The organism is Bacillus hominis (assembly GCF_030348325.1).
GTDB lineage: Bacteria > Bacillota > Bacilli > Bacillales > Bacillaceae_G > Bacillus_A > Bacillus_A hominis.
Map to the genome: position 1 here is coordinate 305,001 of NZ_JAUCFS010000005.1, position 26,422 is coordinate 331,422.

Here is a 26,422-nt window from a genome sequence, read left to right on the forward strand (position 1 = left end):
GAGAATGCCGGTATGAGTAGCGAAAGACGGGTGAGAATCCCGTCCACCGAATGCCTAAGGTTTCCTGAGGAAGGCTCGTCCGCTCAGGGTTAGTCAGGACCTAAGCCGAGGCCGACAGGCGTAGGCGATGGACAACAGGTTGATATTCCTGTACCACCTCTTTATCGTTTGAGCAATGGAGGGACGCAGAAGGATAGAAGAAGCGTGCGATTGGTTGTGCACGTCCAAGCAGTTAGGCTGATAAGTAGGCAAATCCGCTTATCGTGAAGGCTGAGCTGTGATGGGGAAGCTCCTTATGGAGCGAAGTCTTTGATTCCCCGCTGCCAAGAAAAGCTTCTAGCGAGATAAAAGGTGCCTGTACCGCAAACCGACACAGGTAGGCGAGGAGAGAATCCTAAGGTGTGCGAGAGAACTCTGGTTAAGGAACTCGGCAAAATGACCCCGTAACTTCGGGAGAAGGGGTGCTTTCTTAACGGAAAGCCGCAGTGAATAGGCCCAAGCGACTGTTTAGCAAAAACACAGGTCTCTGCGAAGCCGTAAGGCGAAGTATAGGGGCTGACACCTGCCCGGTGCTGGAAGGTTAAGGAGAGGGGTTAGCGTAAGCGAAGCTCTGAACTGAAGCCCCAGTAAACGGCGGCCGTAACTATAACGGTCCTAAGGTAGCGAAATTCCTTGTCGGGTAAGTTCCGACCCGCACGAAAGGTGTAACGATTTGGGCACTGTCTCAACCAGAGACTCGGTGAAATTATAGTACCTGTGAAGATGCAGGTTACCCGCGACAGGACGGAAAGACCCCGTGGAGCTTTACTGTAGCCTGATATTGAATTTTGGTACAGTTTGTACAGGATAGGCGGGAGCCATTGAAACCGGAGCGCTAGCTTCGGTGGAGGCGCTGGTGGGATACCGCCCTGACTGTATTGAAATTCTAACCTACGGGTCTTATCGACCCGGGAGACAGTGTCAGGTGGGCAGTTTGACTGGGGCGGTCGCCTCCTAAAGTGTAACGGAGGCGCCCAAAGGTTCCCTCAGAATGGTTGGAAATCATTCGTAGAGTGCAAAGGCATAAGGGAGCTTGACTGCGAGACCTACAAGTCGAGCAGGGACGAAAGTCGGGCTTAGTGATCCGGTGGTTCCGCATGGAAGGGCCATCGCTCAACGGATAAAAGCTACCCCGGGGATAACAGGCTTATCTCCCCCAAGAGTCCACATCGACGGGGAGGTTTGGCACCTCGATGTCGGCTCATCGCATCCTGGGGCTGTAGTCGGTCCCAAGGGTTGGGCTGTTCGCCCATTAAAGCGGTACGCGAGCTGGGTTCAGAACGTCGTGAGACAGTTCGGTCCCTATCCGTCGTGGGCGTAGGAAATTTGAGAGGAGCTGTCCTTAGTACGAGAGGACCGGGATGGACGCACCGCTGGTGTACCAGTTGTTCTGCCAAGGGCATAGCTGGGTAGCTATGTGCGGAAGGGATAAGTGCTGAAAGCATCTAAGCATGAAGCCCCCCTCAAGATGAGATTTCCCATAGCGTAAGCTAGTAAGATCCCTGAAAGATGATCAGGTTGATAGGTTCGAGGTGGAAGCATGGTGACATGTGGAGCTGACGAATACTAATAGATCGAGGACTTAACCATATAATATGAAGCAAATGTTATCTAGTTTTGAAGGAATATGCCTTCATAGTTTGGTGATGATGGCAGAGAGGTCACACCCGTTCCCATACCGAACACGGAAGTTAAGCTCTCTAGCGCCGATGGTAGTTGGGACCTTGTCCCTGTGAGAGTAGGACGTCGCCAAGCAAAAACCTAAGTCGTTTCGACTTAGGTTTTTTTGTGTTTATTTTTATTTACTGAATGTTAAAATCCATACATTTAATAATCCTAAAGAAGAAAAAAGAATGAAATAGAGGCAGTTTAAAATAATGGCAATGATTTTTTGTGCTCCTGATTTTCCGAATGATCCTAAAAATGAGATGCTATAAATAAGTATTCAATAATTACAGCAATTACTGCGATAAAGAAAAGTAAATAGGATAATAGCACAGTTATTTTTTTCACGGTTATTCCTCTTTAGAAATTAAATCGTTATAATATAAGTGCTATTGATGTATAGAACACAAGAGTGTATATATTTTAATTAAAACATACTGAAGTACTATATAAACAGTTATACGTAAAATAGATCTCTAGAAATATATATTCTAATTCCCTTTCCTTCTTGTATATAGTTGCAATTCTTCTTTTGAATATAACTAAAACACGAACGTTATCGATGGCTAATAAAAAAACATTCGATTATTTATTGACATTGTTTATGGAATATTGTTAATATAGCCATAGAAACAATAATATATAAGACCTCATATAATCGCGGGGATATGGCCTGCAAGTCTCTACCTAACGACCGTTATTCGTTAGACTATGAGGGAAAGTCACTCGGTATTTTTCTATTCACAAGGGATATGTATGCCTGAGTAGAGCGCTTTCTCTCATAGTAAAAGAGAAACTGTTCTATTTCAGGCTTTTTTTATTTGAATCGGGGGGATTCTAATATGAAATCACTAGTTGGAGTCATAATGGGAAGCACGTCAGACTGGGAAACAATGAAATATGCTTGTGACATTTTAGATGAATTAAATATACCGTATGAGAAAAAAGTTGTATCCGCTCATCGGACTCCGGATTATATGTTTGAATATGCAGAAACAGCTCGTGAACGTGGATTAAAAGTTATTATTGCTGGAGCTGGTGGAGCAGCACATTTACCAGGAATGGTTGCAGCGAAGACAAATCTTCCTGTAATCGGTGTCCCAGTTCAATCAAAAGCGTTAAACGGCTTAGATTCGTTATTATCCATTGTCCAAATGCCAGGAGGGGTTCCAGTTGCAACTGTTGCAATTGGTAAGGCTGGTTCAACAAATGCGGGACTACTGGCTGCACAAATACTTGGATCATTTCATGATGACATACATGATGCATTAGAGTTGAGACGAGAGGCTATTGAGAAAACTGTGCGTGAAGGTAGTGAGCTAGTATGACGAGAATCATCTTACCTGGAAAAACAATCGGCATTATTGGAGGCGGCCAGCTTGGAAGAATGATGGCGCTGGCAGCTAAGGAGATGGGTTATAAAATTGCTGTTTTAGATCCTACAAAGCATTCACCATGTGCACAAGTTGCTGATATTGAGATTGTTGCATCTTATGATGATCTAAAAGCAATTCAGCATTTAGCAGAGATAAGCGACGTTGTCACATATGAATTTGAGAATATTGATTATAGATGTTTACAATGGCTTGAGAAACATGCGTATTTACCACAAGGTAGTCAGTTATTAAATAAAACGCAAAATCGTTTTACTGAAAAGAATGCAATTGAAAAAGCTGGGTTACCGGTAGCATCGTATAGATTGGTTCAAAATCAAGATCAACTTACAGAATCAATTAAAGAGTTAACTTTCCCTTCTGTCTTAAAAACAACGACAGGTGGATACGATGGTAAAGGGCAAGTTGTTTTAAAGAGTGAAGCTGATGTTGTGAGAGCAAAAGAGCTTACTAATAAAGCAGAGTGCATTCTAGAAAAATGGGTACCTTTTGAAAAAGAAATATCAGTTATTGTAACTCGTAGTGTAAGTGGTGAAACGAAAGTATTTCCCGTAGCAGAAAATATTCATGTAAATAATATTTTGCATGAATCAATTGTGCCAGCTCGCATTACAGAAGATCTTTCTCAAAAAGCAATTGCTTACGCAAAGGTACTTGCGGATGAATTGAAACTTGTGGGAACACTAGCGGTAGAGATGTTTGCTACAGCTGACGGTGAGATTTACATTAATGAATTAGCACCAAGACCTCACAATTCAGGGCACTATACACAGGATGCATGTGAAACGAGTCAATTTGGTCAACATATTCGAGCAATCTGTAATTTACCTCTTGGAGAAACAAATTTGTTAAAACCAGTTGTCATGGTTAACATTTTAGGCGAACATATAGAAGGGGTCCTAGGACAAGTGAATAGATTAACCGGGTGCTATTTACACTTGTATGGAAAAGAAGAAGCAAAAGCGCAGCGAAAAATGGGGCATGTTAATATTTTAAATGATAATATTGAAGTCGCTCTAGAAAAAGCGAAGAGTTTGCATATTTGGGACCATCAAGAACAACTGTTGGAGGGAAAAAGATGATTAGTCGTTATACACGCCCTGAAATGGGTGCGATTTGGACGGAAGAGAACAAATTTAAAGCGTGGTTAGAAGTTGAGATTTTAGCTTGTGAAGCATGGGCTGAGCTTGGCGATATTCCAAAAGAAGATGTTAAAAAAATTCGTGAACATGCATCATTCGATATTGAGCGCATTTATGAGATCGAAAAAGAAACACGTCATGATGTAGTAGCATTCACTCGTGCTGTATCAGAAACACCAGCATTAGGTGAGGAACGTAAATGGGTTCATTACGGTTTAACATCTACAGACGTAGTAGATACAGCGTTATCTTACATCTTAAAACAAGCAAATGAAATCTTATTAAAAGACTTAGAAAACTTTGTTAGCATTTTAGCTAATAAAGCGAAAGAGCATAAATACACGATTATGATGGGAAGAACACACGGTGTACATGCAGAACCAACAACATTTGGTTTAAAACTTGGTCTTTGGTATGAAGAAATGAAACGTAACGTAGAGCGTTTCAAACAAGCTGCTGATACAGTTCGCGTTGGTAAACTATCTGGTGCGGTTGGTACATATGCAAATATTGATCCATTCGTAGAAAAATTTGTTTGTGAAAACTTAGGATTAGAAGCAGCACCAATTTCAACACAAACATTACAACGTGATCGCCATGCACATTACATGTCAACACTTGCACTAATCGCAACATCTGTTGAAAAGATGGCAGTTGAGATTCGTGGTTTACAAAAGAGTGAAACACGTGAAGTTGAAGAGGCTTTCGCAAAAGGACAAAAAGGTTCTTCTGCAATGCCGCATAAACGTAATCCAATTGGATCTGAAAATATGACTGGTTTAGCTCGTGTTATCCGCGGTTATATGATGACAGCTTACGAGAATGTTCCGTTATGGCATGAGCGTGATATCTCTCACTCTTCTGCAGAACGCGTAATTTTACCAGATGCTACAATCGCGTTAAATTACATGTTAAATCGTTTTGGTAATATCGTTAAAAACTTAACTGTATTCCCAGAGAATATGAAACGCAATATGACAAGAACATACGGCTTAATTTACTCTCAGCGTGTAATGCTTACACTAATTGACAAAGGTCTGGTGCGTGAAGAAGCTTATGATATCGTACAGCCTAAAGCAATGGAAGCTTGGGAAACACAAGTACAATTTAAAGAGCTTGTAGAAGCTGATGAGCGTATTACAAGTAAGTTAACGCAAGAAGAAATTAACGAATGCTTTAATTATGAACATCATATGCAACACGTTGATACAATCTTTGAACGCCTTGGATTAAACGAAGCGTAAAATTTCATATGGCACAGAATAGAGTCATTCTGTGCCATTCTTTATAAAAATATTATTCACATTTTTCAAACTACAGGGGGCTTGCGAAATGCAAAAGCTAGAATTGCTGTATGAAGGTAAGGCAAAAAGAATTTATCGTACAGAATCAGCAGATATGGTTTGGGTAGAGTACAAAGATAGTGCGACTGCTTTCAATGGGGAGAAAAAAGAGACGATTACAGGAAAAGGTCGTTTGAACAATGAGATTACAACTTTATTGTTCAGAAAGTTACAAGAAGTAGGAATTAAAACACATTTTGTTGAGAAGTTATCTGAAACAGAGCAACTTGTTAAAAAAGTGAGTATTATTCCTCTAGAAGTTGTCACAAGAAATGTAATTGCAGGAAGCCTTTCAAAACGTTTAGGAATGGAAGAGGGAACTGTACTTGCAGAACCAATCGTAGAATTTTACTTCAAAGATGATGATTTAGGAGATCCGCTTGTAACGGAAGATCATATTCGTGTATTAAACGTTGCATCACCAGAGCAAGTAAGCGTATTACGAGATATGGCTCTACAAATCAATCAAGTGTTGATTGATCATTTCGCAAGCTGTCGTGTAAGATTAGTAGATTTTAAATTAGAGTTTGGTGTAACAGATGAAGGAGAAATCATTTTAGCGGATGAAATTTCACCGGATACTTGCCGTTTATGGGATGAAACGAGCAATGAAAAGTTTGATAAAGACGTATTCCGTCGTGATCTTGGAAATTTAACAGAAGCATATGAAGAGATTTTAAAACGTTTAGGGGGAATTTCACATGTATAAAGTTAAGGTATATGTAACGTTAAGAGAAAGCGTATTAGATCCACAAGGAACAGCAGTGAAAGGTGCGCTTCATAGTCTTTCGTTCACAGAAGTACAAGATGTTCGAATCGGAAAGTATATGGAATTAACAATTGATAAATCAGTATCTGATCTAGATAGCAAGGTAAAAGAAATGTGTGAAAAGTTACTAGCGAACGTTGTAATGGAAGACTTCCGTTATGAGGTTGAGGAGGTTGTCGCACAGTGAAATTTGCAGTAATAGTATTTCCAGGTTCGAACTGTGATGTTGATATGTTCCATGCAATTAAAGATGAGCTTGGCGAAGAAGTAGATTACGTTTGGCACGATACAGAGAATTTAGATGAATATGATGCAATTCTATTACCAGGTGGATTCTCTTACGGTGACTACTTACGCTGCGGTGCTATTTCTCGCTTTGCTAATGCAATGAAAGCAGTGCAAAAAGCTGCTGAGCAAGGAAAGCCGATTTTAGGTGTGTGTAATGGATTCCAGATTCTTGTTGAATCAGGATTACTACCAGGAGCGTTAATGAGAAACGAAAACTTAAAATTTATGTGCCGCACTGTTCAGTTACGTGTTGAAAATAATGAAACGATGTTTACATCACAATATGAAAAAGATGAAGTGATTAATATTCCAATTGCACATGGTGAAGGGAATTACTATTGTGATGAAGCGACTCTTAAACAATTAGAAGAGAATAATCAAATCGCATTCCGTTACGTAGAAAATCCGAATGGAAGCGTTTCAGATATTGCAGGTATTGTAAATGAAAAAGGGAATGTCCTTGGCATGATGCCACATCCAGAGCGTGCTGTAGATGAATTACTTGGCGGTGCTGAAGGGTTAAAAGTCTTTCAATCTATCTTAAAACAGTGGAGGGAAACATATGTCGTTAATGCTTGAGCCAAATCCAACACAAATTAAAGAAGAGCGTATATATGCGGAAATGGGGCTAACAGACGAAGAGTTTGCCATGGTTGAAAAGATTCTAGGACGTCTGCCAAATTATACAGAAACAGGATTATTCTCTGTAATGTGGTCTGAACATTGTAGTTATAAAAATTCAAAACCAGTTCTTCGCAAGTTCCCAACGACAGGTGAGCGCGTTCTGCAAGGACCTGGGGAAGGCGCTGGAATTGTAGATATCGGTGATAATCAAGCGGTTGTATTTAAAATGGAAAGCCATAATCACCCTTCAGCTATTGAACCATATCAAGGCGCAGCAACAGGCGTTGGTGGTATTATTCGTGACGTATTCTCTATGGGAGCACGTCCAGTAGCTCTATTAAACTCACTTCGTTTCGGTGAATTACAATCACCACGTGTGAAATATTTATTCGAAGAAGTAGTAGCAGGAATCGCAGGATACGGTAACTGCATCGGTATTCCTACCGTTGGCGGAGAAGTACAATTTGATCCATGTTACGAAGGAAATCCACTTGTAAATGCAATGTGCGTAGGTTTAATTAACCACGAAGATATTAAAAAAGGTCAAGCGCACGGTGCTGGCAATACAGTAATGTACGTAGGAGCATCAACTGGTCGTGATGGTATTCACGGTGCAACATTCGCATCTGAAGAGCTATCTGAAAGTTCAGAAGCGAAGCGTCCAGCAGTTCAAGTAGGAGATCCATTTATGGAGAAGCTTCTTATCGAAGCATGTTTAGAATTGATTCAATCTGATGCACTTGTTGGAATTCAAGATATGGGTGCAGCTGGTTTAACATCATCTTCTGCAGAAATGGCAAGTAAAGCAGGAATGGGTATTGAAATGTACTTAGATGATGTGCCACAGCGTGAAACAGGAATGACACCATATGAAATGATGCTATCTGAATCACAAGAGCGTATGTTAATTGTTGTGAAAAAAGGTAGAGAGCAAGAAATAGTAGATTTATTTGAGAAGTATGGTCTTGCAGCGGTTACGATGGGGAAAGTAACAGAAGACAAAATGCTTCGTTTATTCCATAAAGGTGTGAAGGTAGCTGAAGTTCCAGCAGATGCTCTTGCAGAAGAAGCGCCAATTTATTACAAACCATCAAAAGAAGCAGCATACTTTGCTGAATTCCAGCAGATGAAAATGGAAACACCAAAAGTAGAAGATTATAAAGAAACGTTATTCGCTTTACTACAACAACCGACGATTGCAAGTAAAGAGTGGGTATATGATCAATATGATTATCAAGTACGCACAAGCACAGTTGTTACACCAGGTTCAGATGCAGCGGTTGTACGTGTACGCGGTACAGAAAAAGGATTAGCAATGACGACGGATTGTAATTCTCGTTACATTTATCTAGATCCAGAAATGGGCGGTAAAATTGCAGTAGCAGAGGCAGCACGTAATATCGTATGTTCTGGCGGGGAGCCACTTGCAATTACAGATTGCTTAAACTTTGGTAATCCAGAAAAACCAGAGATCTTCTGGCAAATTGAAAAATCAGTAGACGGTATGAGTGAAGCTTGTCGCACATTACAAACGCCAGTTATTGGCGGAAATGTATCAATGTATAACGAACGTAGTGGCGAAGCTGTATATCCAACACCAACTGTTGGGATGGTCGGCCTTGTACATGATTTAAAACACGTAACAACACAAGAATTTAAACAAGCTGGCGATTTAGTTTATGTAATCGGAGAGACGAAAGCTGAGTTTGGTGGAAGTGAATTACAGAAAATGATTCACGGTAAAATTTTCGGTCAATCACCAAGTATCGATCTAGATGTAGAATTAAAACGCCAAAAACAAGTACTAGAAGCAATCCAAGCTGGCCTTATTCAATCTGCACATGATGTTGCTGAAGGTGGTTTAGCAGTTGCAATTTCAGAAAGTGCAATTGGTGCTAACGGTTTAGGTGCTACTGTGAAATTAGACGGAGAAGCAACAGCAGTATTATTTGCGGAATCACAATCTCGCTTCGTTATAACTGTAAAACGTGAAAATAAAGAAGCGTTTGAGAAAGTGGTAGAAGCAATTCAAGTTGGAGAAGTGACAAATACAAATGAAGTAACAATTCATAATGAAGAAAATGAAGTATTACTTACAGCAAATGTAGATGAGATGAGAAAGGCTTGGAAAGGGGCAATCCCATGCTTGCTGAAATAAAGGGGTTAAATGAAGAATGTGGCGTTTTTGGAATTTGGGGGCATGAAAATGCAGCACAAGTTTCGTACTACGGATTGCACAGTTTACAGCACCGTGGGCAAGAGGGCGCAGGCATTGTTGTAAATAATGGGGAAAAGATCGTCGGTCACAAGGGGTTAGGTTTAATATCAGAAGTGTTTTCAAGAGGTGAGCTAGAGGGATTAAACGGAAAATCAGCAATTGGACACGTACGATATGCAACAGCTGGTGGAAGTGAAGTTGCTAACGTTCAACCATTATTATTCCGTTTTTCCGATCATAGCATGGCGTTAGCTCATAACGGAAATTTAATTAACGCAAAAATGCTTCGTCGTGAATTAGAGGCAGAGGGAAGTATTTTTCAAACAAGTTCAGATACAGAAGTACTTTTACACCTCATTAAACGTAGTACAAAAGATTCTTTAATTGATAGTGTAAAAGAGGCTCTAAATAAAGTGAAAGGTGCGTTTGCATATCTTTTACTAACTGGAAATGAAATGATCGTTGCGCTAGATCCAAATGGATTCCGTCCTCTTTCAATTGGAAAGATGGGGGATGCTTACGTTGTAGCATCGGAAACATGTGCTTTCGATGTAGTTGGTGCAACATACATTCGTGATGTAGAACCTGGTGAATTGCTTATTATCAATGATGAGGGAATTCACGTAGATCGTTTTACAAATGAAGTAGACCATGCGATTTGCAGTATGGAATACATTTACTTTGCACGTCCAGATTCTAATATCGCTGGTATTAATGTTCATGCAGCACGTAAAAACATGGGGAAACGTTTAGCGGCGGAAGCTCCTATTGAAGCTGATGTTGTTACTGGTGTACCAGACTCTAGTATTTCAGCAGCAATTGGTTATGCGGAGGCGACAGGAATTCCGTATGAGTTAGGATTAATTAAAAATCGTTACGTTGGACGTACATTTATTCAACCTTCTCAAGAACTGCGTGAGCAAGGGGTTAAGATGAAGCTTTCAGCAGTAAGAGGCGTAGTTGAAGGAAAACGAGTTGTTATGATTGACGATTCTATCGTAAGAGGTACGACAAGTAAACGAATTGTTCGTATGCTTCGCGAGGCTGGAGCGACAGAAGTCCATGTAAGAATTGCTTCACCACCTCTTAAGTATCCATGCTTCTATGGCATTGATATTCAAACGAGAAAAGAATTAATCGCGGCAAATAATTCAATAGAAGAAATCCGTCAAATCATCGGAGCAGATTCTTTAACATTTTTAAGTGAAGATGGATTAGTAGATGCAATTGGACGTCCATATGAAGGGAAATATGGTGGTCTATGTATGGCTTACTTCAATGGAGATTATCCAACAGCTCTTTATGATTATGAGCAAGAGCTTTTAGAAAGTATGAAATAAGAAGAAAAAAGCTTCTACTTCTTTTGATGTAGAAGCTAGCTTCTTTCTTAAAACGGCCGCCCTGGATGGGGAGAAATTAAAAGACGAGGTGTAAAAAACGATGGCGAATGCATATAAGCAAGCAGGAGTAGATATTGAAGCTGGATATGAAGCGGTATCTCGCATGAAAAAACACGTACAAACAACAATGAGAAAAGAAGTACTAGGCGGTTTAGGCGGTTTTGGAGGTATGTTTGATCTATCAAAATTTGCATTAGAAGAACCTGTATTAGTATCTGGAACAGATGGCGTGGGAACGAAATTGATGCTCGCTTTTATGGCAGATAAACATGACACAATTGGTATTGATGCAGTAGCAATGTGCGTAAATGATATTGTTGTCCAAGGAGCAGAGCCGCTTTTCTTCCTTGATTATATTGCTTGTGGTAAAGCTGAACCTAGTAAAATTGAAAACATCGTCAAAGGTATATCAGAGGGCTGTCGCCAAGCTGGTTGTGCATTAATTGGTGGAGAAACAGCTGAAATGCCAGGAATGTATTCTACGGAAGAATACGATTTAGCTGGTTTTACAGTTGGAATTGTTGATAAAAAGAAAATTGTAACAGGTGAAAAAATTGAAGCTGGTCACGTATTAATTGGCTTAGCATCTAGCGGTATTCATAGTAACGGTTATTCTTTAGTACGAAAAGTATTACTAGAAGATGGAGAACTATCTTTAGATCGTATTTACGGACGCTTAGAACTACCTCTTGGTGAAGAATTATTAAAACCAACGAAAATTTATGTCAAACCTATTTTAGAACTATTGAAGAAACATGAAGTATACGGTATGGCACATATTACAGGCGGTGGATTTATTGAAAATATCCCACGTATGTTGCCAGAAGGAATCGGTGCTGAGATTGAACTAGGAGCTTGGGAAATTCAGCCGATCTTCAATTTACTTCAAGAAGTTGGGAAACTAGAAGAGAAAGAAATGTTCAATATTTTTAACATGGGTATTGGTATGGTAGTAGCGGTGAAGGAAGAAGATGCAAAAGATGTTGTTCTTCTTCTTGAAGAGCAAGGAGAAACAGCTCGTATTATTGGACGTACTGTACAAGGTACTGGTGTTACCTTTAACGGGGGCACAGAACTATGAGTAGATTAGCAGTTTTTGCTTCTGGAAGCGGATCTAACTTTCAATCTCTCATTAATGCAGTAGAAGAAAAAAGATTGGATGCAGATATTAGTCTATTAGTATGTGATAAACCAGAGGCGCGCGTTATTGGACGGGCACATTATCATCATATTCCGTGTTTCGCCTTTTCAGCAAAAGCATATGAATCAAAAGAAGCATTTGAAAAAGAGATATTAAAAAGGCTAGAAGAGTATGAAATTGATTATGTTATTTTAGCTGGATATATGCGTTTAATTGGGCCGACTTTACTAGAAGCATACGGCGGGAAGATTATTAATATTCACCCATCACTGCTACCGAGTTTTCCAGGTAAAGATGCTGTCGGTCAAGCGTTAGAAGCAGGTGTGAAAGTAACTGGAGTAACAATTCATTATGTAGATGCAGGTATGGATACAGGTCCAATTATTGCACAAGAAGCAGTAGTTGTTTCTGAAGGGGATACGAGAGAAAGCTTACAAAAGAAAATTCAACAAGTTGAACATAAATTATACGTAAATACAGTGAATCAAATTGTTCAGTCTGCGAAAGAAACAACTGTTAACTAACATACAACCAGGGGTGAAGGATAAATGAAAAAGCGTGCATTAGTAAGTGTTTCAGATAAAACAGGAGTAGTAGAATTTGTTAAAGGTTTACTAGAACAAGGGATCGAAGTTATTTCAACAGGTGGTACGAAAAAATTACTAGAAGAGAACGGCTTACAAGTAATTGGTATTTCTGAAGTAACAGGTTTCCCAGAAATTATGGATGGCCGTGTAAAAACATTACATCCAAGTATTCATGGTGGCCTATTAGCAGTTCGTGATAATGAAACGCATGTAGCGCAAATGAATGAACTAGGCATTCAAGCAATTGATTTTGTTGTTGTAAACTTATATCCGTTTAAAGAAACAATCGCTAAGCCTGATGTAACATTTGCTGATGCAATTGAAAATATTGATATCGGTGGCCCAACAATGATTCGCTCTGCTGCGAAAAATCATAAATTTGTATCAGTAATTGTAGATCCAGTAGATTATGATGTTGTATTAGCAGAACTAAAAGAGAACGGTGAAGTAAAAGAAGAAAAGAAACGAAAATTAGCAGCGAAAGTATTCCGCCATACAGCGGCATATGATGCGTTAATTTCTAACTACTTAACAGAGCAAATGGGCGAAGAAAGCCCAGAAACATTAACGGTGACATTCGAGAAAAAACAAGATTTACGCTATGGCGAAAATCCGCATCAAAAAGCAACGTTCTATAAAGCGCCATTCGCAGCAACTTCTTCTGTTGCATACGCAGAACAATTACACGGCAAAGAATTATCTTATAACAATATCAACGATGCGGATGCAGCGCTTAGCATCGTGAAAGAATTTACAGAACCGGCAGTAGTAGCGGTAAAACATATGAATCCATGTGGTGTTGGAGTAGGAACTGATATTCATGAAGCATACACACGTGCTTATGAAGCTGATCCAGTATCAATCTTCGGCGGTATTATTGCAGCGAATCGTGAAATTGATAAAGCTACAGCTGAAAAGTTACATGAAATTTTCTTAGAAATTGTTATCGCTCCTTCGTTCTCGCAAGAAGCTTTAGAAGTGTTGCAAAGTAAGAAGAACTTACGCATACTAACTGTAAATATTGAAAAAGCAACAAGTGCAAGCAAAAAACTAACTTCTGTACAAGGCGGTCTTCTCGTTCAGGAGGAAGATACGTTATCATTAGATGAGGACGCAATTTCAATTCCAACGAAACGTGAACCGTCAGAACAAGAGTGGAACGATTTAAAACTAGCTTGGAAAGTTGTAAAACATGTGAAATCAAATGCAATTGTTTTAGCGAATGATAACATGACAGTTGGTGTAGGTGCGGGACAGATGAACCGTGTAGGTTCTGCAAAAATCGCAATTACACAAGCTGGCGAAAAAGCACAAGGCAGCGCACTTGCATCTGATGCTTTCTTCCCAATGCCAGATACAGTAGAAGAAGCAGCAAAAGCTGGTATTACAGCAATCATTCAACCAGGCGGATCGATCCGTGATGAGGATTCTATTAAAGTGGCAGATAAGTATGGGATTACGATGGTGTTCACTGGCGTACGTCATTTTAAACATTAATAGAGGGTGTTTAAAAAGTTCAGTCAAGAGAACCGAGCAGTTCGAGGCGCATTCGCCAGGAGGACACGGAGTGTAGTTTTCCTACATGAGTACCGCACTGGCTATGCAACGACGACATGCGAAGGTTCTCTTGATCCTCCTTTTTAAACTTACATTGATATGAAAACAAACTAGGAGCATAGCTTCTAGTTTGTACTTATTTAATTATTGGGGGATGAAATATGAATGTTTTAGTAATTGGCCGTGGTGGACGTGAACATGCTTTAGCTTGGAAGTTTGCACAATCTGAAAAGGTAGAAAAAGTATATGTAGCGCCAGGTAATGAAGGCATGCGAGACGTTGCAACACCAGTTGATATTGATGAAAATGATTTTGATGCATTAGTCTTATTTGCAAAAGAAAACAATGTAGGCTTAACTTTCGTTGGACCAGAAATTCCACTTATGAACGGAATCGTTGATCGCTTTAAGGAAGAGGGACTTCGTGTATTTGGGCCTAATAAAGCGGCTGCTGTTATTGAAGGTAGTAAAGCTTTTACGAAAGAATTGATGAAAAAGTATGATATTCCAACTGCGGCATATGAAACTTTTACAGACTATGAAGAGGCAGTAAAGTACATTCAAAAAGTTGGTGCACCGATCGTAATTAAGGCAGATGGGTTAGCTGCTGGTAAAGGTGTAACGGTAGCAATGACGCTTGAAGAGGCATTGCAAGCTGTGAAAGAAATGCTACAAGATGTGAAATTTGGCGCAGCAAGCAAGAAGGTCGTTATTGAGGAGTTTTTAGATGGACAAGAATTTTCATTAATGGCATTTGTAAATGGAACAACTGTACATCCAATGGTAATTGCTCAAGATCATAAACGAGCTTTTGATGGCGATAAAGGCCCTAATACAGGTGGAATGGGCGCATATTCTCCAGTACCACAAATTCCGGAATCAGCAGTTGAAGAGGCGATAAAAACGGTATTACATCCAACTGCTAAAGCGATGATCCAAGAAAATCGTTCGTTTACAGGTATTTTATATGCAGGGCTTATTTTAACAAATGACGGTCCAAAGGTAATTGAATTTAATGCACGCTTTGGCGATCCTGAAACGGAAGTTGTATTACCACGCTTAGAAAATGATTTAGTTGATGTATGTAACGCTGTATTAGATGAAAGTGAATTAACGTTACAATGGTCAAAGGAAGCAGTTATTGGTGTCGTACTTGCTTCGAAAGGATATCCAGAAGCATATAAAAAAGGTGAAATTATTAACGGATTAGATGCATTGCAAGATGTGATTGTTTTCCATGCGGGTACGGCGATGAAACATGGTGACTTTGTAACAAATGGTGGCCGTGTATTATTTGTTGCTTGCAAGGCAAATAGTTTACAAGAAGCGAAGGATAAAGTGTATAAAGAAATCGATAAAATTGAGAGTGATGGTCTATTTTATCGAAGTGATATAGGATATCGTGCAATTGGGCATGAGATGACGAGAAGTTAATATGTAAAAAATCCCGCTGATTTCTCAGCGGGATTTTTATGCATCTTTATCTTTTTTCAATTTTCCTTTTTGCTTTGCCATTTCTCGAAGTAAATACTCGATGTGTGCATTGACGCTACGAAACTCATCATTCGCCCATTTTTCGATGACTGCGTGTAATTCAGGATCAATACGTAATGGAAAGCTTTTCTTTTTAGCCATAATTATTTACAACCTTTTAGTATAGGCTTCCTGTATTAATAACTGGTTGCGCACCTTTATCTGACACGATGGCAACTAATAAGTTGTTTACCATATTTGCTTTACGCTCGTCATCGAGTTCCAGTACGCCTTCTTCGTCTAACATATGGATTGAATCTTTTGCCATCTTCACAGCACCTTCAACAATCTCTTTTCTAGCAGCTAATACTGCTTTTGCTTGTTGACGTTGAAGCATTGCATGGGCAATTTCTGTTGCGTAAGCCAAATGTGTTAAACGAGTTTCTAATACTTCTACGCCAGCGATTTCAAGACGTTCTTCTAACTCACGCTTTAATTCTTCAGAGATTTCTTCAGTATTTCCTCGTAGCGTGATACAAGTTTCATCTTGGAAATTATCATAAGGATATTTTGTTGCAACGTGGCGGATTGCCGTTTCGCTTTGAATTTCTACGAATCGATCGTAATGCTCAACACCAAACATTGCTTTTGCAGAATCAACAACTTTATATACGATAACGGCTGCAATTTCAATTGGATTTCCCTCAACATCGTTTACTTTTAATTTCTTACTGTTAAAGTTTTCAACACGTAACGATACAGTTTGACGGAATGCGAATGGAATTGTTAAAAATAAACCGTTTTGACGAATTGTTCCTAAATAATTACCGAAGAACGTAATGACTTTCGCTTGATTCGGTTGAACGATACCGATACCTGTAGCTAAAACCGATGCTAATATGAGAGCTAAAATAGCTATTACAAACATTTCTTGTACAAGGCAAAATACACCGATAGCGGCTAAAACTAAAATTCCAATAATACCGAGAAAACCATTTACATAAAAAACTTGTTTTTCTTTCATATGATCGCCTCCCTGATATAAAAATGATATCACTTTTATATCATTTTAAGCAAGGGGTTTAAACCTAATTTTCTGAATTTTATTTATTGATATCTTTTATGTACGTTTTAGAGTCAAAAATAAGAATATACGTTCTGTTTTATGGTAAAATAAAGAAGACTTAACCGCCCACTGCAGCAGCTAAGTCCCTTTGAGAGCATCTTGCATCGTGACAAATGATTCAAAGCGGTTTTGCCAGGATTATATCTTCAATCGCTGACTCAATCTCTTTGTCAGAAGCGTCATAACTTCCATTTGACTGTGGTTTGTCATGATTGGAAGTTTGATTCACTTCTTCTTTAGCATGTCCTTTTTCAGCAAAATTCATGCTAGGCATTTTAACTGCGCCCATACTCATGAATTTTCCAAATTTACATACTTCAGCAATAGGGCAGAAACGAACAATCCCCTCTGCAATTTTCATTGCACCAATCCATAGTAAAACTTTAGACCAAGTGCACCACGGTTTGCGTACGAGTTTAGCTGTACTACAGCCGAAGAGGATAAGTCCGAGTGTAATTCGAATTAGAGCATTGATTGTACCGATGTTTTGCTTCATTAGAAAAACACTCCTTTTTGATGAACTTCGAAATAGCAAATACTATTTCTTTTATTAGTATCCCGTGTGCTTTTGATGATATGTAATCCAACATTTGACGTTAAAAAAGATGTTGGAATGGGCGTGTGTGTAAGTAGCTTTTTTTGTTATAATGAAAGAATGCATAAAAGGAAGTTCAAAATTAAATCCTCCAGTTTGAAAAAATATGGAAGAGGGAATTCCAAACTTAATTCTCCGCTTTAAACAAATATTTAAGATGAAGTTAAAAAATCCTGATAAAAATAAACTGTTATTTTGAACAGAAGTATATATAAATAGAGAAAAGAAAGGGTGTTTTCATGTACGATATTTCCGGGTGGAAACATGTATTTAAGCTTGATCCAAATAAGGAGTTAAGCGATGAACATTTAGAAATGATTTGTGAGTCTGGAACAGATGCTGTTATTGTAGGCGGAAGTGATGGTGTAACAATTGATAATGTATTACACATGCTAGTTAGCATTCGTAGATATGCAGTTCCTTGTGTGTTAGAGGTTTCTGATGTGGAAGCAATTACACCAGGATTTGATTTTTATTACATCCCAAGCGTTTTAAATAGCCGAAAAGTAGAATGGGTAACAGGGGTTCATCATGAGGCATTGAAAGAATTTGGGGATATTATGGACTGGGACGAAATTTTCATGGAAGGATATTGTGTTTTAAATCCAGAAGCGAAAGTAGCCCAGCTTACAGATGCAAAATGTAATTTAACAGAAGATGACGTTATTGCATATGCACGTTTAGCAGACAAGCTATTACATTTACCTATATTTTATTTAGAATATAGCGGGACGTATGGAGATATTGAACTTGTTAAAAATGTAAAAGCACAATTGAAACAAGCTAAGCTATATTATGGCGGTGGTATTTCTAATGCAGAACAAGCGAAAGAAATGGCACAGTACGCTGATACAGTAGTTGTTGGAAATGTTATTTATGATGATATAAAATCGGCATTAAAAACAGTTAAAGCAGTAAAAGGAGAGTAGGTGCAGGCGCATATGAGTATGACAGATAAGTTATTAAATGGACTAAATCCACAGCAACAAAAAGCAGTACAAACAACGAGCGGACCACTTCTATTAATGGCAGGCGCAGGTAGTGGTAAAACACGAGTGTTAACACACCGTATTGCGTATTTACTTGGTGAAAAAGGTGTGGCACCATGGAATGTACTAGCAATTACTTTTACAAATAAAGCTGCTCGTGAAATGCGTGAGCGTATTGATAGACTTGTTGGACCAGAGGCAGAAGATATTTGGATTTCTACGTTCCACTCTATGTGTGTACGTATTTTACGACGTGATATTGACCGCATTGGGATTAATCGTAACTTTACGATTTTAGATGCAGGTGATCAGTTAACTGTAGTAAAAAAAATTATGAAAGAGCGCAATATTGACCCGAAGAAGTTTGAGCCGCGCTCTATTTTAGCGGGTATTAGTAATGCGAAAAATGAACTGTTATCTGCAGATAAATATGCAAAAAAAATTACAATGGCTGATCCATATGAAAAATTAACGAGCGATGTATATACAGAATATCAAAAACGTCTTTTGAAAAATAATTCATTAGACTTTGATGATTTAATTATGACAACGATTCAGCTATTTGAGCGCGTTCCAGAAGTGCTAGAGTTTTATCAGCGCAAATTCCAATATATTCATGTTGATGAGTATCAAGATACGAACAAAGCCCAGTACCTTCTTGTTAAACATTTGGCAGCGCGTTTTAAAAATCTTTGCGTTGTAGGTGACTCAGATCAGTCTATTTATCGCTGGCGTGGTGCTGACATTTCTAACATTTTGTCATTTGAAAAAGACTATGAGAATGCACAAGTTATTCTGTTAGAACAAAACTATCGTTCATCACAAAATATTTTAAATGCAGCTAATGCTGTAATTGAAAAGAATTCAAACCGTAAACCGAAGAAATTATGGACAGACAATCAAATTGGGAGCAAAATCTCGTATTATCGTGCTGCAACCGAAAAGGACGAAGCGTATTTTGTTGCGAAAAAAATTCGTGACGATATTCAAATGGGGAAGCGAAAATATACTGATTTTGCAGTATTATATCGTACGAATGCCCAGTCTCGTATGGTCGAGGAGATTTTCCTGAAATCCAATATTCCTTACAAAATTGTCGGCGGTACGAAGTTCTACGATCGTAAAGAGATTAAAGACATTTTAGCGTACTTACGTTTAATTGGGAATCCAGATGATGAGATTAGTTTTGCACGTATTATTAACATGCCAAAACGTGGGATTGGTGCTACTTCTATCGATAAAATCATTAATTATGGTGTGCAAAACGGAATTTCATTAACTGCAGTATTTGATGAGATTGAGCATGTTGGTGTAAGTGCAAAAATAACAAAGGCAGTAAAAGAATTCGCAAGTTTATTACACAATTGGGTAAATATGCAAGAGTATTTATCTGTTACAGAACTAGTAGAAGAAGTAATTGAAAAAACAGGCTATCGCGAGATGTTGAAAAATGAGCGCTCTTTAGAAGCAGAAGGCCGTTTAGAAAACTTAGATGAGTTTTTATCTGTTACGCAAACATTCGAATCTCAAAGTGAAGATAAGAGCCTTGTTGCATTCTTAACAGACTTAGCACTTGTTACTGATATTGATCGTGTAGATGAAGATCCAACTGCAGGTGAGGAAGTTATTTTAATGACGATGCACTCAGCAAAAGGATTAGAGTTCCCTGTTGTCTTTATCGTTGGTTTAGAGGAAGGGATATTCCCGCATACGCGTTCTCTTATGGAAGAAGATGAAATGCAAGAAGAGCGTCGTCTTGCTTATGTAGGTATTACTCGTGCGGAAGAAGAGTTATACTTATCCAATGCGCAAATGCGTACTTTATTTGGTAGAACGAGTATGAATGCAGCATCTCGATTTATTACAGAAATTCCGGCAGAATTAGTGGAACCATTAAACGAAACAGCGCCGAAGCGTGAAACTTCATTTGGTACAAAAGGAAGAACGACAACAAGCGCAACGACAACACGTTCTCGTTCAGCTTTCGTGCGTCCGGCTGTTAAGACGACAGGTGGAGAGCAAATTGGCTGGGCAGTAGGCGATAAAGCTTCTCATCAGAAGTGGGGAGTTGGTACAGTTGTAAGTGTTAAAGGTGAAGGTGATGCAAAAGAATTAGATATTGCGTTCCCAAGCCCAATTGGTGTTAAACGTTTATTAGCAAAATTTGCACCTGTGACGAAACAATAGGAAAGGAATGAGGATATGTCAAAAGAGGTAACAAAAAAACGTATAGAAGAACTACGTGATTTGTTAAATACATTTAACTACCAATATCACGTATTAGACAATCCTTCTGTTTCTGATGCGGAATATGACCGTAATATGCAGGAGCTTATGAAATTAGAAGTAGAGAACCCTGAATTTGTAACGGAAGACTCCCCCTCTATTCGAGTTGGGGGAGCTGTACTTGATATATTTGAAAAGGTAACGCATAAATCACCGATGTTAAGTTTAGGTAACGCATTTAATGAAGGAGATTTGCGTGATTTTGACCGAAGAGTACGTCAAGGAATTGATGATGCGAATGTAAGATATATATGCGAATTAAAAATTGACGGACTTGCTGTTTCACTTCATTATGAAAAAGGACGCTTTATTCAAGGTGCAACACGTGGTGATGGTGTAACGGGTGAAGACATTACCCAAAACTTGAAAACGATTAAAGCAATTCCACTTCGATTAAATGAAGAAGTAACGTTAGAAGCGCGAGGCGAGGCTTATATGCCGAAGCGTTCATTCGTTAAATTAAATGAGGAAAAAGAGCAAAATGGTGAAGATGTATTTGCGAATCCACGTAATGCGGCAGCAGGTTCAATACGCCAACTTGATCCGAAAATTGCAGCGAAGCGTAACTTATCTATGTTTGTGTACGGTCTTGCTAATGTAGAAGAAAAAACAATTCCATCACATAGTGAATCGCTGGATTTCTTAGGTGAACTTGGGTTCAAAACAAATCCAAATCGTCGTACATGTGAAACAATTGAAGACGTAATAGCCTATGTAGAAGAGTGGCAAGAAAAACGCCCGCATCTTGACTATGAGATTGACGGAATCGTTATAAAAGTAGACGATGTTGCTCTTCAAGAAAGCTTAGGAACTACAGCAAAGAGTCCAAGATGGGCAATAGCTTATAAATTCCCGGCTGAAGAAGTTGTGACAAGATTAACAGGGATTGAATTAAGTGTCGGCCGCACAGGGGTTGTAACACCAACTGCGGAGCTCGAGCCAGTGAGAGTGGCTGGTACTATCGTTCGTCGTGCTTCTTTACATAACGAAGATTTAATTCGTGAAAAGGATATTCGAATTGGTGACTACGTTGTTGTGAAAAAGGCTGGAGATATCATTCCTGAAGTTGTGAACGTTATTTTTGATAAGCGTACTGGTGAGGAAGAAGAATATCATATGCCAACGCATTGTCCAGCATGTGAGAGTGAACTTGTTCGTTTAGAAGAAGAAGTAGCACTTCGATGTATAAATCCGACTTGTCCAGCCCAAATTCGCGAGGGATTAATTCATTTCGTTTCAAGAAATGCAATGAATATTGATGGACTTGGAGAACGTGTAATTACACAACTCTTTGATGCGGATTATATTCGTACGTTTGCTGATTTATATTCATTGACGAAAGAGCAATTATTACAGCTAGAGCGTTTCGGTGAAAAATCAGCAACAAATTTAGTCCAAGCAATTGAGAATTCTAAGGAAAACTCATTAGAGCGATTATTATTCGGTCTTGGTATTCGTCATGTCGGTGCAAAAGCCGCGCGTACATTTGCTGAGCATTTCGAAACGATGGATGAGCTTGTGAAAGCGACGGAAGAAGAACTAAAAACAATTAACGAGATTGGTGAAAAAATGGCTCAATCCGTTGTAACGTATTTCGATAATGAAGACGTATTAGAGCTATTACAACAATTTAAAGAGTATGGCGTGAACATGGCATACAAAGGTATAAAAATTGCTGATTTACAAAATGTTGAATCTTACTTCGCAGGAAAAACTGTCGTCTTAACAGGGAAATTAGAAGTTATGGGCCGCAGTGAAGCGAAGAAGAAGATTGAGGCATTAGGTGGAAAAGTAACAGGAAGTGTTAGTAAAAGTACGGATTTAGTTGTTGCTGGTGAAGCTGCAGGCTCGAAATTAGCGCAAGCAGAGAAGCACAATGTTGAAGTTTGGAATGAAGAGAGGTTCTTACAAGAGCTGAATAAGTAAGAGGTGCAAACTTACGATGAAAAAAATAGCGTTAGCGGTATTAAGTCTTAGCCTACTTGTAAGTGGGTGTAGCATGGGTTCTAACAAAGATGAAAAAACAGTTGAGAAATCAGGGAAAGCGAAAGAGCAAGCTGTTATCTCAAAATATTCCATTTCGGATGAATATTATAAGACAACATTTCCATTTGATCCAAGTCGTGCACGTGGTTTAGTTGGACAAAGTTTGAACAATCGTCTAGATATAGATGAATTTGAAACGGGACTAATGCGCATTGCGAAAGAATCATTTAGCACGAAAGATTATTTCTTTAAAGGTGGAGACGTTTTAGACACACAAACGATTCAAATGCTTGTGAAAAGAAAGCGTACAGATGCTGAACAAAAAGAGCTAGAGGATAAGTTGAAAAAAGATGCGGTTAAATTTCCAAATATAGGGTTAAATCCGGCCTTAGGTGAAGGATCAGAATCGTTAGAAGTAAAAAATACAAAAAATCCAATGTATATCTCAAATATTTTAGAACATGACTATTACTTACAAAATGGTAATAAAAGTACTGAGCCTGATGGTGTTGTAGTTGGATTAGCGATGAATTCGGTTCATTATTACGAGGAAGAGCATGGTTATCCGCGTGAGGCTAAAATCGAGCAAGAAAAAATGTTAGCTGAAGGGAAAAAAATGGCACAAGAAATCTTGAAAGTCATGCAGCAACAAAAGCCTGGAATAAAAGATGTTCCGGTTACATTTGCAATTTATCGTCAAGGTCCAAAGTCTTCACTTGTGCCAGGGAATTTTGTTTCTTATGCTAAGGTAGAAAAAGGCAGTGAAACGGTTGAGGATTGGGAGCCGATCAATGAGAAATACTATTTATTCCCGTCTGAACAAGCAAAAGCGGATAATAAACGTGAAGACCTTGCAAGGGTGTCAAACTTTAAAGCAAAATTAAGTGAGTATTTCCAAGGAGATTATACAGCTGTTATCGGTACTGGAATGTATAGAGATGATGAATTAAAAGAAATGAAGCTCGATATTCCAGTCCAATTCAATGGAAAAGCTGAAGTAATTGGATTTACACAATATGTAGCTGGACTTGTTATGGAATACTTCCCGAATTATATGAAAGTACAAGTAACAATTAAATCTGTGGAACGTCCAGAAGCAATTATTATACGTGAAGCGAAGCAAGATGAACCACGTGTGAAAATTTTAGATTAAAGATGAGAGCTGTTCCATAAAGGAACAGCTTTTTTTCTTGAAAAATTTTGTTATAATTTTAAATGTTACAAATAAAGGGGTAAGGGGAAAAGTTATGGATGAACTAAGCTTTCAAGTCATTATTTTATTAATTGCATTCGGATTTTTAGCGGCTTTCATTGATTCAGTTGTTGGAGGGGGAGGGTTGATTTCGCTTCCTGCACTTATGTTTGTTGGTTTATCACCAGCTTCAGCAATCGCAACGAATAAATTAGCTGCAACGATGGGGACGCTTACGAGTACAATTTATTTTATTCGATCAGGCAAGGTGGATTTTCGGATTGTAGGAAAGTTAATCCCGTTAACTATTATTGGAGCAGTCGCAGGGGCTTTAGTAGTAAAGTTTATTCCGCCTGATATTTTACGTCCACTAGTACTCGTAATGTTGGTTTTTATTGCTATTTTTATTATTGCAAAAAAAGATTGGGGAAGTGCATCTACCTATAAAAAGATGACAAAAGGAAAAACATTAATATTTTTCTTAGCTATTTTAATGATAGGGTTTTATGATGGTTTTTTTGGACCGGGGACAGGATCCTTTTTAATTTTTGCATTTTTATTAATTGGTTTGGATTTTATTCAAGCGGCAGCATCTGGAAAACTTTTGAACTTCGTTAGTAATATCGTATCTTTAATTACTTTTTTATTTTTAGATGTGATTCATTTTGAATACGGTATTATTATGGGGTTATCAATGATTTTAGGTGCTTATTTTGGATCGAAGTTTGCGGTTCAAAAAGGTGTTGGATATGTAAGGACTTTATTTTTATTAGTTACTATTTTATTAATCGGGAAAAATGTTTTGGAATATACTCATATTTTGTAGATTCATACGTATGTATGAATCTCTTTTTTTTATTATATTTTAAAAATTTATTAATTTTTAAAATATAAGTCTAGGAATATTTGAATAAATCTAAATTATCGTGTAGAATAATGTTGTAAAATGTAAACGTTTTTCTAAGGGGAGGCTAAAAAGATGGTAGTAGCATACAAACATGAGCCATTTACAGATTTTTCAGTAGAGGCTAACAAATTAGCGTTTGAAGAGGGTTTAAAGAAAGTAGAATCTTATCTTGGACAAGACTATCCATTAATTATCGGGGGAGAAAAAATCACTACAGAAGACAAAATTGTTTCTGTAAACCCTGCAAATAAAGAGGAACTTGTTGGTCGCGTTTCAAAAGCAAGCCGTGAATTAGCTGAAAAAGCAATGCAAGTAGCGGATGCAACATTCCAAACTTGGAGAAAGTCAAAACCAGAAATGCGTGCAGACATTTTATTCCGTGCTGCAGCAATCGTTCGTCGTAGAAAACATGAGTTCTCTGCTATTCTTGTAAAAGAAGCAGGTAAACCATGGAATGAGGCAGATGCTGATACAGCAGAAGCAATTGATTTTATGGAATATTATGCTCGTCAAATGTTAAAATTAAAAGACGGTATTCCAGTAGAAAGCCGTCCAATTGAATATAATCGTTTCTCTTACATTCCATTAGGAGTAGGTGTTATCATTTCTCCTTGGAACTTCCCATTCGCAATTATGGCAGGTATGACAACAGCTGCTTTAGTTTCTGGTAACACAGTATTACTAAAACCAGCTAGTACAACTCCTGTAGTAGCAGCGAAATTTATGGAAGTATTAGAAGAAGCTGGTTTACCAGCTGGCGTAGTAAACTTCGTTCCAGGTAATGGTTCTGAAGTTGGTGACTACTTAGTAGATCACCCTCGTACACGTTTCGTTAGCTTCACTGGATCTCGCGATGTAGGTATTCGTATTTACGAGCGTGCAGCAAAAGTAAACCCAGGACAAATTTGGTTAAAACGTGTTATCGCTGAAATGGGCGGTAAAGATACAATCGTTGTTGATAAAGAGGCAGATCTTGAATTAGCAGCTAAATCTATCGTTGCATCAGCATTCGGATTCTCAGGACAAAAATGTTCTGCATGTTCTCGTGCAGTAATCCATGAAGATGTATACGATTATGTATTAAATCGTGCTGTTGAATTAACAAAAGAATTAACAGTAGGTAACCCAGATGCAAAAGATATCAACATGGGACCTGTTAATGACCAAGCTGCATTCGATAAAGTAATGAGCTATGTTGCAATTGGTAAAGAAGAAGGTAAAATCGTATCAGGTGGCGAAGGAGACGATTCTAAAGGCTGGTTCATCCAACCAACAATCGTTGCTGACGTTGCAGAAGATGCTCGTTTAATGAAAGAAGAAATCTTCGGACCAGTAGTAGCATTCTGTAAAGCAAAAGACTTTGATCATGCACTTGCAATTGCAAACAATACAGAATACGGTTTAACAGGAGCAGTTGTTACTAACAACCGTGACCATATTGAAAAAGCACGCGAAGACTTCCACGTTGGTAACTTATACTTCAACCGTGGATGTACTGGTGCAATCGTAGGTTACCAACCATTCGGTGGCTTTAACATGTCTGGTACAGACTCTAAAGCTGGTGGCCCTGACTACTTAGCACTTCACATGCAAGCAAAAACTACTTCTGAAACTTTATAAGAAATAGTAGAAGAGATCTTCACATACTGTGAAGATCTCTTCTGTTTGAGAAACTCTTTATAATAGAAGCTAGTTAATTTGA

Annotated in this window: 21 protein-coding genes, 2 rRNA genes, 1 pseudogene and 1 riboswitch (1 of these 25 running past the window's edge); of the genes and pseudogenes, 20 read left to right on the forward strand and 4 right to left on the reverse strand. The window is 38.5% G+C overall.

Features of this window, described 5'->3' with window-relative positions; translation table 11 throughout:
* Positions 1-1,629 (forward strand): 23S ribosomal RNA (locus QUF93_RS04065) (it extends 1,293 nt beyond the left edge of the window).
* 49 nt (positions 1,630-1,678) lie between these two features.
* Positions 1,679-1,794 (forward strand): 5S ribosomal RNA (rrf, locus tag QUF93_RS04070).
* A gap of 43 nt (positions 1,795-1,837) precedes the next feature.
* Here rrf and QUF93_RS04075 read toward each other — a convergent pair.
* A pseudogene (locus tag QUF93_RS04075) lies at positions 1,838-2,052 on the reverse strand (hypothetical protein).
* Between the two features lie 282 nt (positions 2,053-2,334).
* Positions 2,335-2,436, forward strand: a riboswitch (purine riboswitch).
* A 110-nt stretch (positions 2,437-2,546) separates the two neighbouring features.
* Between QUF93_RS04075 and purE the strand changes: the two are divergent.
* From purE to purD, 12 genes are all read left to right on the forward strand, one after another.
* Positions 2,547-3,032 (forward strand): 5-(carboxyamino)imidazole ribonucleotide mutase, encoded by a 486-nt coding sequence (gene purE / locus QUF93_RS04080; protein ID WP_002010008.1) that lies wholly within the window; start codon positions 2,547-2,549, stop codon positions 3,030-3,032.
* Positions 3,029-4,180 carry a 5-(carboxyamino)imidazole ribonucleotide synthase gene (gene purK, locus QUF93_RS04085; protein ID WP_289357933.1) on the forward strand — a complete coding sequence of 384 codons (1,152 nt, stop codon included), beginning with the start codon at positions 3,029-3,031 and terminating at the stop codon, positions 4,178-4,180. The genes purE and purK overlap by 4 nt, the downstream gene beginning before the upstream one ends.
* Positions 4,177-5,484 carry an adenylosuccinate lyase gene (purB, locus tag QUF93_RS04090; RefSeq protein ID WP_002115582.1) on the forward strand — a complete coding sequence of 436 codons (1,308 nt, stop codon included), beginning with the start codon at positions 4,177-4,179 and terminating at the stop codon, positions 5,482-5,484. The genes purK and purB overlap by 4 nt, the downstream gene beginning before the upstream one ends.
* An 88-nt stretch (positions 5,485-5,572) precedes the next feature.
* The gene (gene purC / locus QUF93_RS04095; RefSeq protein WP_001170543.1) at positions 5,573-6,292 is read left to right on the forward strand and encodes a phosphoribosylaminoimidazolesuccinocarboxamide synthase; all 720 of its coding nucleotides are present in this window, start codon (positions 5,573-5,575) and stop codon (positions 6,290-6,292) included.
* Positions 6,285-6,539, forward strand: coding sequence for a phosphoribosylformylglycinamidine synthase subunit PurS (purS, locus tag QUF93_RS04100; protein ID WP_000278823.1), 255 nt, complete (start codon positions 6,285-6,287; stop codon positions 6,537-6,539). Before purC ends, purS begins: the two co-directional genes overlap by 8 nt.
* Positions 6,536-7,219, forward strand: coding sequence for a phosphoribosylformylglycinamidine synthase subunit PurQ (gene purQ / locus QUF93_RS04105; protein WP_002159503.1), 684 nt, complete (start codon positions 6,536-6,538; stop codon positions 7,217-7,219). Before purS ends, purQ begins: the two co-directional genes overlap by 4 nt.
* Entirely contained in the window at positions 7,203-9,422 is a 2,220-nt protein-coding gene (gene purL / locus QUF93_RS04110; protein ID WP_289357934.1) for a phosphoribosylformylglycinamidine synthase II, read from the forward strand. The genes purQ and purL overlap by 17 nt, the downstream gene beginning before the upstream one ends.
* The gene (gene purF / locus QUF93_RS04115) at positions 9,407-10,822 is read left to right on the forward strand and encodes an amidophosphoribosyltransferase (protein ID WP_088057349.1); all 1,416 of its coding nucleotides are present in this window, start codon (positions 9,407-9,409) and stop codon (positions 10,820-10,822) included. The genes purL and purF overlap by 16 nt, the downstream gene beginning before the upstream one ends.
* A gap of 100 nt (positions 10,823-10,922) precedes the next feature.
* A complete protein-coding gene (purM, locus tag QUF93_RS04120) occupies positions 10,923-11,963 on the forward strand; it encodes a phosphoribosylformylglycinamidine cyclo-ligase (RefSeq protein WP_289357935.1) in 1,041 nt (346 codons plus the stop codon).
* Positions 11,960-12,547 (forward strand): phosphoribosylglycinamide formyltransferase, encoded by a 588-nt coding sequence (purN, locus tag QUF93_RS04125; protein WP_289357936.1) that lies wholly within the window; start codon positions 11,960-11,962, stop codon positions 12,545-12,547. The genes purM and purN overlap by 4 nt, the downstream gene beginning before the upstream one ends.
* Positions 12,548-12,571: 24 nt before the next feature.
* Positions 12,572-14,107 carry a bifunctional phosphoribosylaminoimidazolecarboxamide formyltransferase/IMP cyclohydrolase gene (purH, locus tag QUF93_RS04130; RefSeq protein ID WP_289357937.1) on the forward strand — a complete coding sequence of 512 codons (1,536 nt, stop codon included), beginning with the start codon at positions 12,572-12,574 and terminating at the stop codon, positions 14,105-14,107.
* 221 nt (positions 14,108-14,328) lie between these two features.
* Positions 14,329-15,600, forward strand: coding sequence for a phosphoribosylamine--glycine ligase (gene purD / locus QUF93_RS04135; RefSeq protein WP_289357938.1), 1,272 nt, complete (start codon positions 14,329-14,331; stop codon positions 15,598-15,600).
* A 36-nt stretch (positions 15,601-15,636) separates the two neighbouring features.
* Here purD and QUF93_RS04140 read toward each other — a convergent pair whose 3' ends face one another.
* The 3 genes from QUF93_RS04140 to QUF93_RS04150 form a co-directional block, all read right to left on the reverse strand.
* A complete protein-coding gene (locus QUF93_RS04140) occupies positions 15,637-15,801 on the reverse strand; it encodes a type II toxin-antitoxin system antitoxin (RefSeq protein ID WP_001085171.1) in 165 nt (54 codons plus the stop codon).
* 16 nt (positions 15,802-15,817) lie between these two features.
* Positions 15,818-16,663 carry an SPFH domain-containing protein gene (locus QUF93_RS04145; RefSeq protein WP_289357939.1) on the reverse strand — a complete coding sequence of 282 codons (846 nt, stop codon included), beginning with the start codon at positions 16,661-16,663 and terminating at the stop codon, positions 15,818-15,820.
* Positions 16,664-16,883: 220 nt separating this feature from the next.
* Entirely contained in the window at positions 16,884-17,261 is a 378-nt protein-coding gene (locus QUF93_RS04150) for a YgaP family membrane protein (RefSeq protein WP_289357940.1), read from the reverse strand.
* 338 nt (positions 17,262-17,599) lie between these two features.
* Here QUF93_RS04150 and pcrB point away from each other — a divergent pair, with 338 nt between their 5' ends.
* The 6 genes from pcrB (at position 17,600) to pruA (ending at position 26,340) form a co-directional block, all read left to right on the forward strand.
* Positions 17,600-18,289 (forward strand): heptaprenylglyceryl phosphate synthase, encoded by a 690-nt coding sequence (gene pcrB, locus QUF93_RS04155; RefSeq protein ID WP_289357941.1) that lies wholly within the window; start codon positions 17,600-17,602, stop codon positions 18,287-18,289.
* 12 nt (positions 18,290-18,301) lie between these two features.
* The gene (gene pcrA, locus QUF93_RS04160; protein WP_289375206.1) at positions 18,302-20,536 is read left to right on the forward strand and encodes a DNA helicase PcrA; all 2,235 of its coding nucleotides are present in this window, start codon (positions 18,302-18,304) and stop codon (positions 20,534-20,536) included.
* A gap of 15 nt (positions 20,537-20,551) precedes the next feature.
* A complete protein-coding gene (ligA, locus tag QUF93_RS04165) occupies positions 20,552-22,561 on the forward strand; it encodes an NAD-dependent DNA ligase LigA (protein WP_289357943.1) in 2,010 nt (669 codons plus the stop codon).
* A 16-nt stretch (positions 22,562-22,577) separates the two neighbouring features.
* A complete protein-coding gene (locus QUF93_RS04170; RefSeq protein ID WP_289375207.1) occupies positions 22,578-23,774 on the forward strand; it encodes a CamS family sex pheromone protein in 1,197 nt (398 codons plus the stop codon).
* A gap of 94 nt (positions 23,775-23,868) precedes the next feature.
* Positions 23,869-24,639 carry a TSUP family transporter gene (locus tag QUF93_RS04175; RefSeq protein WP_289357945.1) on the forward strand — a complete coding sequence of 257 codons (771 nt, stop codon included), beginning with the start codon at positions 23,869-23,871 and terminating at the stop codon, positions 24,637-24,639.
* Positions 24,640-24,792: 153 nt separating this feature from the next.
* The gene (gene pruA / locus QUF93_RS04180; RefSeq protein WP_289357946.1) at positions 24,793-26,340 is read left to right on the forward strand and encodes an L-glutamate gamma-semialdehyde dehydrogenase; all 1,548 of its coding nucleotides are present in this window, start codon (positions 24,793-24,795) and stop codon (positions 26,338-26,340) included.
* Positions 26,341-26,422 lie beyond the last annotated feature (82 nt).

What these genes read in the sequence shown, in the direction of transcription:
- purB (WP_002115582.1), top strand. Translation starts at nt 4,177, where the DNA reads ATGATTAGTCGTTATACACGCCCTGAAATGGGTGCGATTTGGACGGAA.
- purD (WP_289357938.1), top strand. Translation starts at nt 14,329, where the DNA reads ATGAATGTTTTAGTAATTGGCCGTGGTGGACGTGAACATGCTTTAGCT.
- purM (WP_289357935.1), top strand. Translation starts at nt 10,923, where the DNA reads ATGGCGAATGCATATAAGCAAGCAGGAGTAGATATTGAAGCTGGATAT.
- purC (WP_001170543.1), top strand. Translation starts at nt 5,573, where the DNA reads ATGCAAAAGCTAGAATTGCTGTATGAAGGTAAGGCAAAAAGAATTTAT.
- purH (WP_289357937.1), top strand. Translation starts at nt 12,572, where the DNA reads ATGAAAAAGCGTGCATTAGTAAGTGTTTCAGATAAAACAGGAGTAGTA.
- QUF93_RS04175 (WP_289357945.1), top strand. Translation starts at nt 23,869, where the DNA reads ATGGATGAACTAAGCTTTCAAGTCATTATTTTATTAATTGCATTCGGA.
- pruA (WP_289357946.1), top strand. Translation starts at nt 24,793, where the DNA reads ATGGTAGTAGCATACAAACATGAGCCATTTACAGATTTTTCAGTAGAG.
- purF (WP_088057349.1), top strand. Translation starts at nt 9,407, where the DNA reads ATGCTTGCTGAAATAAAGGGGTTAAATGAAGAATGTGGCGTTTTTGGA.
- pcrB (WP_289357941.1), top strand. Translation starts at nt 17,600, where the DNA reads ATGTACGATATTTCCGGGTGGAAACATGTATTTAAGCTTGATCCAAAT.
- ligA (WP_289357943.1), top strand. Translation starts at nt 20,552, where the DNA reads ATGTCAAAAGAGGTAACAAAAAAACGTATAGAAGAACTACGTGATTTG.
- purS (WP_000278823.1), top strand. Translation starts at nt 6,285, where the DNA reads ATGTATAAAGTTAAGGTATATGTAACGTTAAGAGAAAGCGTATTAGAT.
- QUF93_RS04140 (WP_001085171.1), bottom strand. Translation starts at nt 15,801, where the DNA reads ATGGCTAAAAAGAAAAGCTTTCCATTACGTATTGATCCTGAATTACAC.
- QUF93_RS04145 (WP_289357939.1), bottom strand. Translation starts at nt 16,663, where the DNA reads ATGAAAGAAAAACAAGTTTTTTATGTAAATGGTTTTCTCGGTATTATT.
- purK (WP_289357933.1), top strand. Translation starts at nt 3,029, where the DNA reads ATGACGAGAATCATCTTACCTGGAAAAACAATCGGCATTATTGGAGGC.
- purL (WP_289357934.1), top strand. Translation starts at nt 7,203, where the DNA reads ATGTCGTTAATGCTTGAGCCAAATCCAACACAAATTAAAGAAGAGCGT.
- QUF93_RS04170 (WP_289375207.1), top strand. Translation starts at nt 22,578, where the DNA reads ATGAAAAAAATAGCGTTAGCGGTATTAAGTCTTAGCCTACTTGTAAGT.
- pcrA (WP_289375206.1), top strand. Translation starts at nt 18,302, where the DNA reads ATGAGTATGACAGATAAGTTATTAAATGGACTAAATCCACAGCAACAA.
- purN (WP_289357936.1), top strand. Translation starts at nt 11,960, where the DNA reads ATGAGTAGATTAGCAGTTTTTGCTTCTGGAAGCGGATCTAACTTTCAA.
- QUF93_RS04150 (WP_289357940.1), bottom strand. Translation starts at nt 17,261, where the DNA reads ATGAAGCAAAACATCGGTACAATCAATGCTCTAATTCGAATTACACTC.
- purE (WP_002010008.1), top strand. Translation starts at nt 2,547, where the DNA reads ATGAAATCACTAGTTGGAGTCATAATGGGAAGCACGTCAGACTGGGAA.